The 15368-nt window shown below is 69.4% G+C and carries 12 protein-coding genes; 5 read left to right on the forward strand and 7 right to left on the reverse strand.

Annotated features, from left to right (window positions below; translation table 11 throughout):
- Positions 1 to 16 precede the first annotated feature (16 nt).
- Entirely contained in the window at positions 17 to 1765 is a 1749-nt protein-coding gene (gene glpD, locus GPX89_RS16050; protein WP_157388389.1) for a glycerol-3-phosphate dehydrogenase, read from the forward strand.
- A 336-nt stretch (positions 1766 to 2101) separates the two neighbouring features.
- Here the strand turns inward: glpD and GPX89_RS16055 are convergent, their stop codons facing one another.
- From GPX89_RS16055 to GPX89_RS16070, 4 genes are all read right to left on the reverse strand, one after another.
- Complete coding sequence (locus tag GPX89_RS16055; RefSeq protein WP_157388390.1) at positions 2102 to 3292, reverse strand: aminotransferase-like domain-containing protein; 1191 nt, start codon at positions 3290 to 3292, stop codon at positions 2102 to 2104.
- A gap of 131 nt (positions 3293 to 3423) precedes the next feature.
- Complete coding sequence (locus GPX89_RS16060; RefSeq protein ID WP_157388391.1) at positions 3424 to 4740, reverse strand: hypothetical protein; 1317 nt, start codon at positions 4738 to 4740, stop codon at positions 3424 to 3426.
- Positions 4741 to 4839: 99 nt separating this feature from the next.
- Complete coding sequence (locus GPX89_RS16065) at positions 4840 to 6042, reverse strand: hypothetical protein (RefSeq protein ID WP_198347471.1); 1203 nt, start codon at positions 6040 to 6042, stop codon at positions 4840 to 4842.
- A gap of 218 nt (positions 6043 to 6260) precedes the next feature.
- The gene (locus tag GPX89_RS16070; protein WP_157388392.1) at positions 6261 to 7664 is read right to left on the reverse strand and encodes an NAD(P)H-quinone dehydrogenase; all 1404 of its coding nucleotides are present in this window, start codon (positions 7662 to 7664) and stop codon (positions 6261 to 6263) included.
- 304 nt (positions 7665 to 7968) lie between these two features.
- Between GPX89_RS16070 and GPX89_RS16075 the strand changes: the two genes are divergently transcribed.
- Positions 7969 to 8448: a gamma-glutamylcyclotransferase gene (locus GPX89_RS16075; protein WP_328601895.1), complete on the forward strand. Its 480-nt coding sequence runs from the start codon at positions 7969 to 7971 to the stop codon at positions 8446 to 8448.
- Between the two features lie 96 nt (positions 8449 to 8544).
- Complete coding sequence (locus tag GPX89_RS16080) at positions 8545 to 8958, forward strand: PPOX class F420-dependent oxidoreductase (protein WP_157389085.1); 414 nt, start codon at positions 8545 to 8547, stop codon at positions 8956 to 8958.
- A gap of 275 nt (positions 8959 to 9233) precedes the next feature.
- On the opposite strand, the gene GPX89_RS16085 is transcribed toward GPX89_RS16080, so the two are convergent.
- From GPX89_RS16085 to GPX89_RS16095, 3 genes are all read right to left on the reverse strand, one after another.
- Entirely contained in the window at positions 9234 to 10403 is a 1170-nt protein-coding gene (locus GPX89_RS16085; protein ID WP_157389086.1) for a M20 family metallopeptidase, read from the reverse strand.
- 155 nt (positions 10404 to 10558) lie between these two features.
- Positions 10559 to 11785 (reverse strand): M20 family metallopeptidase, encoded by a 1227-nt coding sequence (locus GPX89_RS16090; protein WP_407939399.1) that lies wholly within the window; start codon positions 11783 to 11785, stop codon positions 10559 to 10561.
- 290 nt (positions 11786 to 12075) lie between these two features.
- Positions 12076 to 12780 carry an enoyl-CoA hydratase/isomerase family protein gene (locus tag GPX89_RS16095; protein WP_157388395.1) on the reverse strand — a complete coding sequence of 235 codons (705 nt, stop codon included), beginning with the start codon at positions 12778 to 12780 and terminating at the stop codon, positions 12076 to 12078.
- Between the two features lie 265 nt (positions 12781 to 13045).
- Between GPX89_RS16095 and GPX89_RS16100 the strand changes: the two genes are divergently transcribed.
- Positions 13046 to 13849, forward strand: a complete 804-nt coding sequence (locus tag GPX89_RS16100) for a purine-nucleoside phosphorylase (RefSeq protein ID WP_235947446.1) — start codon at positions 13046 to 13048, stop codon at positions 13847 to 13849.
- Between the two features lie 9 nt (positions 13850 to 13858).
- The gene (locus GPX89_RS16105) at positions 13859 to 15364 is read left to right on the forward strand and encodes a phospho-sugar mutase (RefSeq protein WP_328601896.1); all 1506 of its coding nucleotides are present in this window, start codon (positions 13859 to 13861) and stop codon (positions 15362 to 15364) included.
- The last annotated feature ends 4 nt before the right edge of the window (positions 15365 to 15368 follow it).

Genomic DNA, 15368 nt, shown 5'->3' on the forward strand with positions numbered 1-15368 from the left:
CCCGGAGGAGTCGAGCATGACGAAGCAACCGCGATCGCAGTTCCTCGGCCCGGAGCAGCGCGAAGCTGCCTGGGGGCGACTCGGAAAGGACGCCTTCGACGTCATCGTCGTGGGCGGCGGCGTGGTCGGCGCGGGCATCGCCCTGGACGCCGCCACCCGTGGCCTCGAGGTCGCCCTGGTCGAGGCCCGCGATCTGGCCTCCGGCACCTCCTCCCGCTCGTCGAAGATGTTCCACGGCGGTCTGCGCTACCTGGAGATGATGGAGTTCGGGCTGGTCCGCGAGGCGCTCAAGGAACGTGAGCTGGCGCTGTCGACGCTCGCGCCGCACCTGGTGAAGCCGCTGAAGTTCCTGTACCCGCTCACCCACTTCGGCTGGGAGCGCCCGTACGTGACGGCCGGCCTGGTCATGTACGACACCATGGGCGGTGCGAAATCGGTTCCCGGACAGCATCATCTGACCCGGTCGGCGGCGCTGCGGCAGGCTCCGGGCCTCAAGCGCGACGCCCTCACCGGCGGGGTGAACTACTACGACACCGTGGTGGACGATGCCCGCCACACCATGACCGTGGCCCGCACCGCCGCCCACTACGGCGCGGTCATCCGCTCCTCCACGCAGGTGGTCGGCTTCCTCAAGGAGGCGGACCGGGTGGTGGGCATCAAGGTGCGCGACAGCGAGGACGGCCGGACGACCGAGGTGCGCGGCAGCGTGGTCATCAATGCCACCGGCGTGTGGACCGACGAACTGCAGTCACTCGCGAATCAGCGAGGCCGATTCCATGTGCGAGCGTCCAAGGGTGTGCACATCGTGGTCCCACGCGACCGGATCGCCAGCGACACCTCGCTCATCCTGCGCACCGAGAAGTCGGTCCTGTTCGTCATCGCGTGGAGCACCGACCACTGGATAATCGGCACCACCGACACCGACTGGAACCTCGATCTCGCGCATCCGGCGGCCACCAAGTCCGACATCGACTATCTGCTCGAGCACGTCAACAAGGTGCTGGTCACCCCGCTCACCCACGCCGACATCACCGGCGTCTACGCGGGCCTGCGGCCGCTGCTGGCCGGGGAGTCCGACCAGACCTCCAAGCTCTCGCGCGAGCACGCGGTGGCCCGCATCGCGCCCGGCCTGGTCGCCATCGCGGGCGGCAAGTACACCACCTACCGTGTCATGGCCTACGACGCGGTGGACGAAGCGGCGCAGGACATTCCGCGCCGGGTGCCGCCCACCATCACCGAGAAGGTGCCGCTGCTCGGCGCGGACGGCTACCACGCGCTGATGAACCAGACCCCGCACCTGGCCGAGAAGTACGGCGTCCACCCCTACCGGATCCAGCACCTGCTCAACCGCTACGGCTCGCTCATCGACGAGGTGCTGGGCCTGGCCGACGGCAATCCCGCACTGCTGCAACCGATCACGGACGCGCCCGGCTACCTGCGCGTGGAGGCCGTCTACGCGGTCGCCGCCGAGGCCGCCCTGCACCTGGACGACATCCTGGCCCGCCGCACCCGTATCTCCATCGAATACGCCCACCGCGGCGTGGATTGCGCCGACGAGGTGGCGCGGCTGGTCGCCCCGGTGCTCGGCTGGTCGGAAGCCGACATCGACCGCGAGGTCGCCGTCTACAGCGCCCGCGTCAAGGCCGAGATCGAATCCCAGACCCGCCCCGACGACGCCTCCGCCGACGCCCTGCGCCTGGAAGCCCCCGAAGCCCGCCGCGAGGTCCTGGACCCGGTCCCCCTCAACCAGCCCGAATCCGTCTGAGCGACAGCAAGACTCGAATCGGACGACTCCGTACGACACTATCCGTCCGGGCCGAGATGGTGCAGCGAGCCGCACACTATCGGTGCGGCCGGTAGGCACCCGGCGCTCGTGAGGCCGGGTGACTTGTCACGAGCGGCAACGACAGTCACCACCCGGCACGTTTCGGCCGGGATCCCTCAACGGCGGGGGCGGCTTCCGGCCAGCGGCCCGCCGGACACCCCGCGACGGCTATGGCAGCGATGGTCGTGCGCAGGTCGCCGAGAAAGAGTTCGAATCGCTCCCATGCGGCGAAGTGGCCGCCGTGGGCGGTATGACGAGCCTCGCCGGCGGATCCGCTCAGACCTGGCCTACCGCGGCGTGGGCCTTGGCCAGGCGGTCCACGGCCTCGATGAGCACCGCCTCGTCGGAGGTGGTGAAGCACAGGCGCATGGAGTGGGCGTAGTCGGTGGAGACGGCGAAGGCGTTGCCGGGGACGTAGGCGACGCCGGTGTCGAGGGCCGAGGGGAGCAGGGCCGTGGTGTCGGTGCCGTCGGTGAAGTCGACCCAGACGAACATGCCGCCGGCGGCATCGGTGCTGGTGACGCGGTCTCCGAAGCGGGAGCGGACGGCGTCGACGAGGGCCTTGGCGCGGGTGCCGTAGACCCGGCGGACCGAATCCACATGGGTGGCCAGCCAGTCGGTGTCGGCGAGCAGGTCGGCGGTGATCTGCTGGGTGAGGGCGGAACCGCACAGGTCGGCGCCCTGTTTGAGCAGCTCGACGGCGCGGCAGACCTGGGCGGGGGCGATCATCCAGCCGGCGCGCAGGGTGGGGGCCAGGATCTTGGAGGCGCTGGAGAGTCGGATCACGTTGGGCGAGTAGGTCGCCACGGGGGCGGGCGAGGGCCGGTCGAACCAGAGTTCGCCGTACGGGTCGTCCTCGATGATCCAGAAGCCGTACTGCTCGGCGAGATTCGCGAGCTCGCGGCGGCGCTCGGGGCTCAGGGTGACGCCGCCGGGATTGTGGAAGTTGCTGACGGTGTGCACGACGGCCGGACGCGCACCGGCGGCCAGGCGTTCGCGCAGGACGTCCAGGCGCATGCCCTCGGCATCCAGGGGGACGGCCTCGATCCGCGCACCGGCGGCCCGGAAGACCTGCAGCGCACCGACATACGCCGGATCCTCGCAGATCACCAGCGCGCCCGGGTCCAGCAGCACCTCCGCCAGCAGCGAGAGCGCCTGCTGGGAGCCGTGGGTCACGAAGATCTCGTCGACGGGGACCGCGCGGCCCAGGCGCTCGGACTCCCGGGCAGCCAGCACCTCACGCAGCGGACCCCAGCCCGGGGACTCGGTGTACTGCAGGCGGGACCGTTCCGAGAGCGCGGCGTCGGCGGCTACCGCGATGCGGTCACGGGGCATGAGTTCGGCGTCGGGCAAACCCCCGGCAAGGCTGATGATGTCCGCGCGCGAGGTGAGCTTGAGCAGGTCACGGATCGCCGAGCTCTGCAGGCCGTCGAGACGCCGGGCGAGGGGCGGGAAGTTCGCGGACATGGACCACCTCCGAGGGAAACGCCGGGGTATGCGAAACTCCACCATGTCACAGCGCTACCAGGATATGAAATCCTATTCCCACAGTTTGGGACGACCGGTCCAGTTCCGCGACCACCGGACCGGTCTCGACCTCAGGAACGCTCCTCGATGGAGTAGATCAGGTGTTTGCCGTCACGCTCCACGGCCGTGACACGCTGCGCGTAGACCTGGGTAGTGCCGTCCGCGTGGTGTTCGGTGATGTCCACGTCGTAGGTCTCGAACGTCCCCGCCACGGGCGGCGCGGGCGGAGCGCCCGGCGGCACCGGCGGCGACGGCGCGGCGACCGGCGTCGGGCCGACGATCTGCAGGCAGTAGCTGGTCCCGGGCTTGAGCGCGTCGATGCCGTTCTTCTGGATGACGTCGGCCGGTGACACGGTCGGCGAATCGGGCACGACGAAGCTGCGCGCCTTCTGACCGTCGCGATCGGTGTAGAAGCCGTGCTGGAAGCCGAGGATCGCGTCCACGCCGCTGCCGGTGCCGCCCGCGCCGTTGCCGATGGTGACATTGCCGTCGTGCCGGGCCGGGCAGCTCAGCGCCGCCGCGGTATTCGTCGGCGCGGCCTTGCCGGTCGTGACGGCCTCGGGGCTGGGCGAGTCGTGCTTGTCGCCGCGCATGACCGCGAACACCACCAGGCCGATCACGGCCAGCAACGCCACCGCACCACCCGAGATCGCGCCGATCTTGCGCCAGGGCGGCGACTTCTTGTCCGGCTTGCTCGGCGCCGCAACGGTTTTCGGTGTCAGCGCCTTCACGATCGGGTCGTCGGCCCAGGACAACGACTCCCCCTGCGCCGCACCAGATTCCGATGCGGGCGGCGCGGGCGGGAAGCCGCTGGGCGCGGAGCGCCACCAGGAGTCGGAGGACCCGTCGCCCGCGGCCACCGCCCCGTTCGACGATTCCGCCCCGTTCGACGATTCCGCCCCGTTCGTCGATGCGGCCCGGGTCTCCCCCGCCGAATTCCGTTCGGCGCCCGCCTGATCGGCGGCGTCGATCCGCGTGGTCCGCTCGTGATCACCGAAGGCCGATTGCGGGCCGCCAGGCGGGATTTTGACGGTTTGTTCGACGTCCGGGGTACCCGGAGGCTGACCCGCGCCCTCCACGGCCGGATACTGGCCCGTCGACATGCCGTTGCCCGCCGGGTACTGCGCGGGATACTGCCCCGTCGACCACGAGTCGGGGGCCCGGTACTGGGGCGGCGGGGCCGGGATCGGGGCGTCGGCGGGCCGCCACGCCAGATCCGGGCTCTGTGGTCCGGGCGCGGGGCTCCAGCCGGGCGCGCCGGTCGCGGGCGCGGGCCCGAAATCGTTGAGCGAGGGACCGAAGTCGTTGAGGGACGGCCCGAAGTCGCCCAGCTCCCCCGCCGCCTCGGATTCGGGACGGTCGGCGGGTTCATCCTTACCGGAAACCATCACCCGTCCTTTCGCCACATGCACGTGGGGCGGTCGCTCACGACCGCCCCACGTGACAACACTTCTCCTACCGGTTCGTATCCGGTCCGCTCCGGACCGTCAGTACTGAACCGAACCGCCCACCTGCGCGGTCACACCGCCCACATCGACCGACTCCGAAGGCCGGTCACCCTGGGGGAGCTTACCAATCTGCGCGGCCGCATCCAGGATGATGCTGCCGCCCGGCATCAGCCGGATGAAGTTCTCGGTGTCGGCCTTGACCGCGTTGGCCACGGTCGTGTCCAGCAGGAACTCGCTCTTCTGGTCGTTGTCCGGCCCGCTGCCCGCGAACGCCGTCACCTTGATCTGGTTGGGCGTGGTGAAGTCCAGCGACATGCCGGCCTCGCCGATGCCGCCCGGCGTGGTGTAGCCGATGGTGCCGACGTAACCGTCCAGGTTGCTGAAGTGGTGGGTGTTGGCGGCCCAGCCGGGCAGCACCGCGCCACCGTCGAGGTTGACCCCGACCTCGGTGTGCGGGCCGGTCATGGCGACCACCGGCGCGGCCGGGGCGGTGTCGACCGCGGGCGACTGCCAGCGCGGCTGCTGCTGCGGGGTGGCGGTGCTCGGCTGGCCGGTGATGGTGTCCACGGCCGGGCTGTCGCCCTGCTGCGGTGCGGCGCCGGCCGGCTGCGCGCTCTGGTCGTTCGGCTTGACCGGCTGGTTCTGCGCCGGGGTGACCGACTGACCCGGCTGCTGGTTCGGCGTCGGCGTGGTCACCGCGGGCTCGACCTGGTTCGACTGGCCCGGCACCGGCAGCGGCGCGACGCGCGGCACGGTCACACCGGGCTGCGAGGGCTTGATCGACTTCGGCTGGTTGGGCGTCGGGGTGGTGACCGCCGGCTGGCCGTTCTGATCGTTCTTCGGCGCGTTCGGATCCGGCTTCGCGGTGGTGCCGTCCGGCTGGGTCGCGCCCTGCGGCTGACCCGAATCCGGCTTGGCCGCACCGTTGTCCGGGGCCGGGGTGTTCGGCGTGGTCGGGGTGGTGACGCCCGGCTGGTTCTGCTGCGGCTTGGTGGTGCCCGGCTGCACGTTCTCCGGCTTCGGCGCGGTCTGCGACTTCGCGTCGGGTGCGGGTGTGTCGGTGGGCTGGGTGGTGCCGTCGGGCTGCTGCTGGTCAGCCGGCTGCTGCTGGTCAGCCGGGACCGCGCCCGGGTCGGCCGGGGCGGCGTTGGCGGGAGCGGACAGCAGCGACACCACCGCGGCCGCACCGGCCAGCGTCAGGGAGGTGCTCGCCTTGATCCGACTCGGCTTGCGGTGCTTCACGTTTGGCTCAATTCCTTCGTCCCTCGGCAGCGCGACCGCTCCGGGCATCGAAGAGCCTCGCACCGAGGGGAATTGAGAACCCCCGTCACGTAACGCTCGCGACCGCCCTGCCGATCGCTTCCGCCGCGAACTTAATCACAAGGGAGACAAGGCAGCAAGACGGGCCGGTAACAAAGGCGCATTCACGCCTCGCGAGCGTCACGTGAAAACCGTTGCGACTAGTCCAGATCGTCGTGGCGCATGAGCTGTCGCGCGGCCTCGGTGACCGAGCCGGTGAGCGACGGGTACACCGAAAACGTCTGCGCCAGATCGTTCACCGTGAGGTTGTTCTGCACCGCGAGCGCGATGGGCAGGATCAGCTCCGAGGCGATAGGGGCCACGACAACGCCGCCGATCACCACGCCGGTGGCGGGACGGCAGAAGATCTTCACGAAACCGCGGCGCAGACCCGACATCTTGGCCCGCGGGTTGGTGTTCAACGGCAGCATGACCGTGCGGGCCGGGACCTCGCCATTGTCGATGGCGGTCTGCGAGACGCCGACGGTCGCGATCTCCGGACGCGTGAACACCGCGGAGGCAACGGTCTTCAGGCGAATCGGCTGCACGCCCTCGCCCAGCGCGTGGTACATGGCGATGCGGCCCTGCATGGCGGCCACCGAGGCCAGCGGCAGCAGGCCGGTGCAGTCGCCCGCGGCGTAGACGCCGGGCGCGGTGGTGCGCGAAACCCGGTCCACGCGCAGGTATCCGCCCTTGTCCAGTTCGATGCCGAGGCGGTCCAGGCCCAGGCCCTCGGTGTTCGGCACGGAACCGACGGTCATCAGGGCGTGGGTGCCGGTGACGGTGCGGCCGTCGGACAGCTTCACCACGATGCCCTCGGCGGTGCGCTCCACCGCGTCGGCGCGGGCGTGCTTGACCAGTTCCACACCGCGCTCGGCGAGCGCCTCCTCGAGCACCAGCGCGGCGTCGGCGTCCTCGCCGGGCAGCACGCGGTCGCGGCTCGAGACCAATTTCACGCTCACACCCATCTCGGTATAAGCGGAGACGAATTCGGCGCCGGTCACACCGGAACCGACGACCACCAGGGTCTCGGGCAGCTCCTTGAGGTCATAGAGCTGACGCCAGTTCAGGATTCGCTCGCCGTCGGGTTCCGCGCCGGGCAGCACGCGCGGGCTGGCGCCGGTGGCGATGAGCACCACCTCGGCCTCGATGAGCCGCTGCTGGCCGTCGGCGAGCGTGGCCTTCACCAGGTGGGTGGCCAGGCCGGGCGCCTGGTCGATGATCTCGCCGTAGCCGGCCAGCACGGTGACGCCCGCGGTCTGCAGCTTGGCCTTGATGTCGGAGGACTGGGCCTGGGCGAGGGCCTTCACGCGCGAGTTCACCTCGGCCAGGCGCACCTGCGCCTGCGAGGGATGCACGGTGATGCCCAGGTCACGGGCGCGACGCAGGTCGGTACGGACGCCGGTGGAGGCGATGAAGGTCTTGGACGGCACGCAATCCCACAGCACGCACGCGCCGCCGATGCCGTCACTGTCGATCAGCGTGACCGGCGCCCCGTGCTGTGCCGCTACCAGCGCCGCTTCATACCCGGCGGGGCCGCCACCGATGATCGCAATGCGGGTCATTGTTCCTCCGCTTCAAGCTCGGCCCCGGGATCTCCGATGCCGGTCCCTAACGTTATCCGCCCTGCTCGATACATCTTTAACCGCATCTCGGGACAACTGTCCCACTGTGGCGAATCCCATTCGCACGGCTCGCCCGTCACGGCGGGAGTATTGCGCGAACTTGCCGTTGCCCCAGGACAAAACGGACTCGGGGCAGGCCGGGCCGCGATTCCGGCGACCCGGCGGCAATCTTTCATGCGCGCGCGAACCGCCTTGTGATGGGGATCAGGGACGGTCTCCGGTGTTTGTTCGATAGGCTTCTATGGTGCCGATTTACGCCGCCTATGGGTCCAACATGGATCCCGAGCAGATGCTCAAGCGCTGTCCGCACTCCCCCGTGTACGGAACCGGCTGGCTGGAAGGGTGGCGACTCACCTTCGCCGGGGACGACATCGGCTGGGAGGGACCGCTGGCGACGGTGGTCGAAGATGCCGGACAACGCGTCTTCGTGGTCCTCTACGACGTGCCCAGCGAGGACGAGCTGAGCCTCGACCGCTGGGAGGGCTCGGACTTCGGAATCCACAAGAAGATCCGACTGCGCGTCACCCCCAACGCGGGCACCGGCACCGAGCCGGTGCTGGCCTGGCTCTACGTCCTCGACGCCTACGAGGGCGGGCTGCCGTCCGCGCGCTACCTGGGTGTGATCGCCGACGCCGCCGAGAAGGCGGGCGCGCCAAGCGATTACACGCACGCACTACGCACCCGCAACAGCAAGAACGTGGGTCCGGGCACCTTCGGGCCGTAGCGCCGGAAGACTCGGCTCCGCGCCGTGCCAGGAAGATTCGGCGCGGCATCGATGTTGCGGGACATGAACGATCTTCGAACCGTCGAAAGAGGAGCCATGCCCGCAACCCCGGTGCCCGCCGCGATCGCCGAATTCCTGTCCCGGCCCAACCCGGCCGTGTTCGCCTCGAACCGCCCCGACGGGCAGCCGGTCTCGGTGGCCACCTGGTACCTCTACGAGGACGGCCGAATCCTGGTGAACCTGGCCGACTTCCGCAAGCGCCTGGACTACCTGCGCCAGGATCCCCGCGTCAGCCTCACCATCACCGATGCCGACAACTGGTACAGCCACGTCAGCATCCAGGGCCGCATCGTCTCGCTCGAGAACGACCCGGACTCCTCGGTCATCGACCGCATCGCCCAGCACTACATCGGCACCGACTACGCCGTGCGCGACCAGAAGCGCGTCTCCGCCTGGATCGAGATCGACCGCTGGCACGCCTGGGGCGACATCGCCGCCAAGGCGAAGTAGCTTCGCGCACTGGATTCCCGAGATATCCCAATTTCCAGCCCCCCGCCGCTCACGAACGCCTGGACAGGGCCGGGTTCGGGCGTGTCGGCGGCGGTTCCAGCCCCTCGAGGCTCGAAAAGCCACGGCCTCCGCACGGCAGCCGGTTCGCCGAGTGGCACATTCTGGAGAACACAGCGGACATATCCCCTCCAGAATGTGCCACTCGATGGAGTGCGAGGGCTGACATGCCAAAGCGGGCCGCACTTTTGGGTGCGGCCCGGCTTGGTTGTCGTGGGTCAGTGCGCGTTCAGGACGATATTGGTGAAGACGCGGACGCCGGCCGCCAGGGCGCGCTCGTCGATGTCGAAGGTCGGCTGGTGCAGGTCGAGTTGCTCGCCCTGGCCGGACCAGACGCCGAGGCGGGCCATCGCGCCGGGGACTTCCTCGAGATACCAGGAGAAGTCCTCGCCGCCCCCGGACTGCTGGGTGTCGGCGAGCGCGTCGGGACCGAGGCCGCGGATGGCGTCCTCGAACATGCGCACCGCCTGCTCGTCATTGACCACCGGCGGCACGCCGCGCTTGTAGTTGAGCTGGTAGCGCACGCCGGTCGGGGCCAGCAGGCCCTCGACGATCTCGCGGACCATGGGCTCGAGCAGCGACCAGGTGGCGTGGTCGCCGGTGCGGACGGTGCCGGTGAGCATGCCGGTCTGCGGAATCGCGTTGGGCGCCTTGCCCGCCGAGACCGCACCCCAGACCATGACGGTGCTGGTGCGCGGGTCGATGCGGCGCGAGAGCAGGCCCGGCAGGCCGGTGATGACCGTGCCGATGGCGTAGACCAGATCGCTGGTCAGGTGCGGGCGGGAGGTGTGCCCGCCGGGTGAGTCCAGCACCAGTTCGACGGTGTCGGCGGCCGAGGTGATCGGGCCCACCCGGATGCCGACCCGGCCGACCTCCAGGCGCGGATCGCAGTGCAGCGCGAACATGCGCGAGACGTCTTCCATCGCACCCGCGGCGACCATGTCGATGGCGCCGCCGGGCATGACCTCCTCGGCGTGCTGGAACACCAGCCGCACGCCGACCGGCAGGTCCTCGATCTCGGCCAGCGCCAGGGCCGTGCCGAGCAGAATCGTGGTGTGGGCGTCGTGCCCGCAGGCGTGCGAGACGCCGGGCACGGTGGAGGCGAAGGGTAACCCCGTGTACTCCTGCAGCGGCAGCGCGTCCATGTCGGCGCGCAGGCCGATGCGCGGGCCGTCGGGGCCGATGTCACAGATCAGGCCGGTGCCGCTCGGTAGTTTGCGCGGCTCGAGCCCGGCCTTGATCAGCCAGGACTCCACGAATTCGGTGGTGCCGAACTCGGTTCGGGAAAGCTCCGGGTTGGCGTGGATGTGGCGACGCCACGCCTTGAGGTCGTCCATGTGCTCGGCGAGCCATGCCTCGACCGCCTGATGACCGGAAACCGGTTCCATGACGACGCTGGCGGGGGTCTGCGTGTTCACGCACGCTGCCGCCACTGGTCCGTTGGTACGCGCCGTGTGGATTTGGCCGCTCGCGGGGCCCTGCGTGGTTACGCGAGCTGCCGCCTCCGGGCCTGACGCTCCCGCCCGGGACCGGCCGGTTGTGCTCACCGAATGTCCTCCTGTCGCTGAAACTGCCGTTGCATGACTCGTTCCGACAACCTGTCCCTGTGCACTTTGTCGCCCGCAATATGTATCGCGGTGCGTGCCAACGCCGTTGCCCCGTCCAGGACCGCGCGGTCGGCGGAGGCGTTCACGGCGGCGGCCGCGAACGCGGGTTGGTGCGTCACCGCGCCCCCGGCATCGATGCCGATGACCGGGTGGATGCCGGCGATGACGTTGGTGACATTGCCCATATCGGTGCTGCCCAGCGGCCGTGCCGCCTCGAATTCCGGGGCGATGGGCTCGCGTCCGAGATCTCGGATCTGCTCGCGATAGGCACACAGTAGTGCGCTGTCGGGAGTGAGCTCGGTATATGTCGGCGCGAGCTTCCGGATTTCGTGTGTGCATCCGGTCGCCAGGGCGCCAGCCTCGAAACATGCCGATGCTCGTTGCATCAGATCGTCGAGGGCCGCGGAGTCGACCGCACGTAGGTAATACAGCAGTTCCGCGTGTCCGGGCACGATATTGGGGGCTACGCCGCCCGAGCCGACTATACCGTGCAGTTGCTGTCCGGGCAGGAGATGTTGCCGCAGCAAACCTAAAGCAACTTGGGCCACGGTGACGGCATCCAGGGCATTCCGCCCGTATTGCGGCGCGGCGCTGGCATGCGATTCGCGGCCGTGGAACACAACGGACAAATCGGCGAGCGCCAGGGAATGCGCGCCGGCGATGTCCTCCGGGCCCGGGTGCACCATCATGGCCATCGCGACATCGTCGAAGACACCGCGCTCGAGCATGAGCACCTTGCCGCCGCCGGACTCCTCGGCGGGTGTGCCCAGCACCTTCACCGTGATGTCGCAGGCGTCGGCTATCGCGGCCAGGCCCAGGGCCGCGCCCACGCTGGAGGCGGCGATGATGTTGTGGCCGCAGGCGTGGCCGATTTCCGGAAGCGCGTCGTATTCCGCGCAAATACCGACTACTAGGTCTCCACTGCCGTATTCGGCCGTAAATGCGGTCGGAAGATCCGCTACGTCCGTTTCGATCCGGAATCCGCGTTCCCGCAAAGGCTCGATTGTCTTTGCCACACTGCGGAATTCCTCGAAGGCGAGTTCGGGCTCGGAATGAATGTCGTGGGACAGCGCGATCAATCGGTCGCGATCGGCCGCGATGGCCGCGTCGACCTCGGAGATGAGGTCCGGATCAGCCGGTGTCGGGGCAGCATTCAGCGGCACGGCAGAGCCCACCTCATGCCGACCGATCGGTTTGCGAAGACTGCGTTCATCGCCGTTGCGCGACGGTTGCATCCCAACAGTCTCGCACTACCGTCCCGATCTGTCGCAGCAGGTGCACGGGAAATCTTCCGGCGGATCGCCATCTCGCCGAACACGAGGGGGAAATTCAGGGGAATCCCCTGAAACCCCAAGAGAAATTTGTCAGCGGGCCGGGTTCGAGGAAGCCTTGCCCCCAAGCCCGCGGCGCCGCGCCCTCGATGCCCGCAGGTTCCGAGAGCGCGGCCATCCGACTAGGGATTGAAGGCCAGGTTCTCCGGGGTGGTCTCGACGGCCAGACCGGCGAGGGCGTTCTGGTGCAGGGCGCGCTTGATGACCGGCAGGTTCGGCTTGCGGTTGCCCTTGAGCATGTCGGCCCGCGCGATGGCGGTGGCCAGCAACGACTCGGCGTCCGCCTTGCCGTCCACGATGCCCGCGGCGATGGCGTCGTCGGCGCCGTAGCGGCGGCCGGTGGTCATGGCCTCGACCGCGACCTGGTTGATCAGGCGGTTGGTGACCAGGGCGTTCATGGCGACCGTGAACGGCATGCCCAGGTGCACCTCGGGCAGGCACCAGAAGCCGCGGTCGGCGCGCATGACGCGGAAGTCGCAGGAGGTGGCGAGCATGGCGCCGGCGCCGAAGGCGTGGCCGTTCACCGCGGCCACCGTCGGCAGCGGGAAGGCCAGCAGGCGGCTGTAGAGCGAGTGCACGCGGTCCAGGTACCAGCAGTTCTTGTCGAAATTGCCGAACAGCCAGTCGGTATCGAGGCCGTTGGAGAAGAACTTGCCGTTGGCGGTGACCACCAGCGCGGCCGGGCCCTCGGACGCTTCGACCTCGTCGAGCAGCGCGTGGACCTCGGTGATCCAGTCGGGGTGGAAACGGTTCTCGCTGTCGATGGTCTGACCCTCGGTCCCGAGGTAGAGCACGAAAACGTCGCCATCACGCTTCAAATACGGCATGCGTGCAGCGTAGCGGGGGCGCGGCGGATACCTACCGACGGGTAGTAATGCCAACGCGACGACTGATTTCGCAAGAATCGGGGTAACTCGTCGGGTACCCCCGAAATCGGTTCGCCACCTGACCGCACCCCGCGTGCACAACCGACGGCGGCATCGGAGCCGGGCGCTGAAGTTGCGGGGAGGCGGATCAGGACAAAGGGAATGAAAACGGCAGGTCGCGGCCGCGCACGGGCGCGAGTGATCGCCTAGGACTAGGGTGGGCGACATGCTAGCCGAGAAGGCCATGGGCGGGGTTTCCGAACTAGCCGCCGAAGTGATCGCCGAACGTACCGGCGTACGCACCCACCGCGTCGCGGTGGTGCTGGGATCCGGCTGGCAGGAGGCCGCCGCCGAGATCGGGGAACCGGAACACTCCATCCCCATGGCCGAGGTCCCGGGCTTCGGATCGCCTACGGCACAAGGACATCAGGGCACCATCCACTCCGTCACCGTCGGTGACGCACCGGTGCTGCTGCTCATGGGCCGTCAGCATCTCTACGAGGGCCACGCGCCGGGCCAGGTCGTGCACAATGTGCGCACCGCGCTGGCCGCGGGCGCGGAGACGGTGCTGCTCACCAACGCCGCGGGCGGAATTCGCGACGGCCTGGCGGTCGGCGAGCCGGTGCTCATCAGCGACCACCTGAACCTCACCGGCCGCACCCCTATCGAGGGCGCGAACTTCGTCGACCTGGTCGATGCCTGGGATCCCGAATTGCGCTCGCTCGCAAAGGAAATCGACCCCAGCCTGACCGAGGGCGTGTACGCGGGCCTGACCGGGCCGCAGTACGAGACCCCGGCCGAGATCCGCATGCTGCGCACCCTGGGCGCGGACCTGGTCGGCATGTCGACCGTGCTGGAGGCCATCGCCTGCCGCGAGGGCGGGGCCAAGGTGCTGGGCATCTCCCTGGTCACCAACCTGGCCGCCGGCGTCACCGGCGCGCACCTGTCCCACGCCGAGGTGCTCGCCGAAGGCCACGCCGCCGCACCGAGATTGGGCAAGCTGCTGCGCGGCGTCCTGGAACGCCTCTAGGCGCGCGGCGTGCTGCGCTTCGGAACCGCCGGGCTCCGCGGTCCCCTCCGCGACGGGCCCGACGGTATGAACGTGGACACCGTCTCGCGCGCCTCGGCGGGCATCGCCGCCTGGCTGCGGGACCGCTGCCTGGGCGGCGGCCTGGTGATCGTCGGCCGCGACGCCCGCCACGGCTCCGCCGAATTCGCGATCGCCACGGCGGAAGTGTTCACGGCGGCCGGTTTCTCGGTGTTGGAGCTCCCCCGCCCGCTGCCGACCCCGGTGGTCGCCTTCGCGGTTCGTGCGCTGAAAGCCGTTGCGGGAGTGCAGATCACCGCCTCCCACAATCCGGCCACCGATAACGGCTACAAGCTCTACCTCGACGGCGGCTCGCAGCTCATCGCACCCGCCGACGCCGAGATCGAACGCTGCATCGACGCGGTGACCACCCCGATTCCGCGAAAGGCGCTGGAGAACGTCGACATCGAGCGCGGGGAAGCGGTCGTCGATGACTATCTGGCCCGAGTCTCGCTGTTGCCGAGCCTGATCGGGGGCGACCGTCCACGATCACCGATTCGGATCGTGCTGACCGCCATGCACGGCGTGGGCGGGGAACTCGCCGTCGCCGCGCTCCGGAGCGCGGGGTTCGACGAGGTGCTGGTGGTCACCGAGCAGTTCGCGCCGGATCCGGACTTCCCGACCGTGGCGTTCCCCAACCCCGAGGAGCCGGGGGCATCGGATCTGTTGCTGGACTTGGCGGGACGGCTCGACGCGGACCTCGCCATCGCGCTCGATCCGGATGCGGACCGGTGCGCGCTGGGCGTGCGCGGCCCGGACGGGTGGCGGATGCTGCGCGGTGACGAGACCGGGGTGCTGCTGGGCGATTTCGTACTGCGGACGGCCGCGCCGGATTCACTGGTGGCCACCACCATCGTGTCGTCGCGACTGTTGAGCAAGCTGGCTCCGGCGCGCGGGGCGCGGTACGCGGAGACCTTGACCGGGTTCAAGTGGCTGGCGCGGGCCGGCGAGGGGCTCGTGTACGCCTACGAAGAGGCGATCGGGCACTGCGTGGATCCGGTGGCGGTGCGCGACAAGGACGGGATCTCCGCGGCGGTCGTCGCGGCGGATCTGGTGGCGCAGTCGAAGGCCGAGGGCCGGACGGTGCTCGACCTGCTCGACGACTATGCCGTCGAATTCGGTGTGCACGCGGGCGATCAGGTGTCGCTGCGGCTGCCCGAGGTGAGTGAGGCGGCGGCCGTGGTCGCCAGATTGCGGGAGCTGCCGCCCACCGAGATCGCCGGAGAAGCCGTGAGCTGCACCGATATGGCACAGCTGCGCGGCCAGATGCGTACTGACGCACTGGTTTTCGAAGGGGCGACGCTGCGGGTGGTGATCCGGCCGTCGGGGACGGAGCCGAAGCTCAAGTGCTATCTGGAGACGTTCGTCCCGGTCGCCGACCGGGACGGGCTCCCGGCCGCGAAGGCCGCCGCGGCGCAACGGCTCTCCGAGATCCGGGCGTTCTGCGAGAAGCTCTGAGCGG

It is taken from the genome of Nocardia terrae (assembly GCF_009760405.1).
GTDB lineage: Bacteria > Actinomycetota > Actinomycetes > Mycobacteriales > Mycobacteriaceae > Nocardia > Nocardia terrae.

Bases quoted from the DNA above. Each gene is read 5' to 3' on its own strand.
- glpD (WP_157388389.1), top strand. From the start codon at position 17: ATGACGAAGCAACCGCGATCGCAGTTCCTCGGCCCGGAGCAGCGCGAA.
- GPX89_RS16055 (WP_157388390.1), bottom strand. From the start codon at position 3,292: ATGTCCGCGAACTTCCCGCCCCTCGCCCGGCGTCTCGACGGCCTGCAG.
- GPX89_RS16060 (WP_157388391.1), bottom strand. From the start codon at position 4,740: ATGGTTTCCGGTAAGGATGAACCCGCCGACCGTCCCGAATCCGAGGCG.
- GPX89_RS16070 (WP_157388392.1), bottom strand. From the start codon at position 7,664: ATGACCCGCATTGCGATCATCGGTGGCGGCCCCGCCGGGTATGAAGCG.
- GPX89_RS16080 (WP_157389085.1), top strand. From the start codon at position 8,545: ATGCCCGCAACCCCGGTGCCCGCCGCGATCGCCGAATTCCTGTCCCGG.
- GPX89_RS16085 (WP_157389086.1), bottom strand. From the start codon at position 10,403: ATGGAACCGGTTTCCGGTCATCAGGCGGTCGAGGCATGGCTCGCCGAG.
- GPX89_RS16095 (WP_157388395.1), bottom strand. From the start codon at position 12,780: ATGCCGTATTTGAAGCGTGATGGCGACGTTTTCGTGCTCTACCTCGGG.
- GPX89_RS16100 (WP_235947446.1), top strand. From the start codon at position 13,046: ATGCTAGCCGAGAAGGCCATGGGCGGGGTTTCCGAACTAGCCGCCGAA.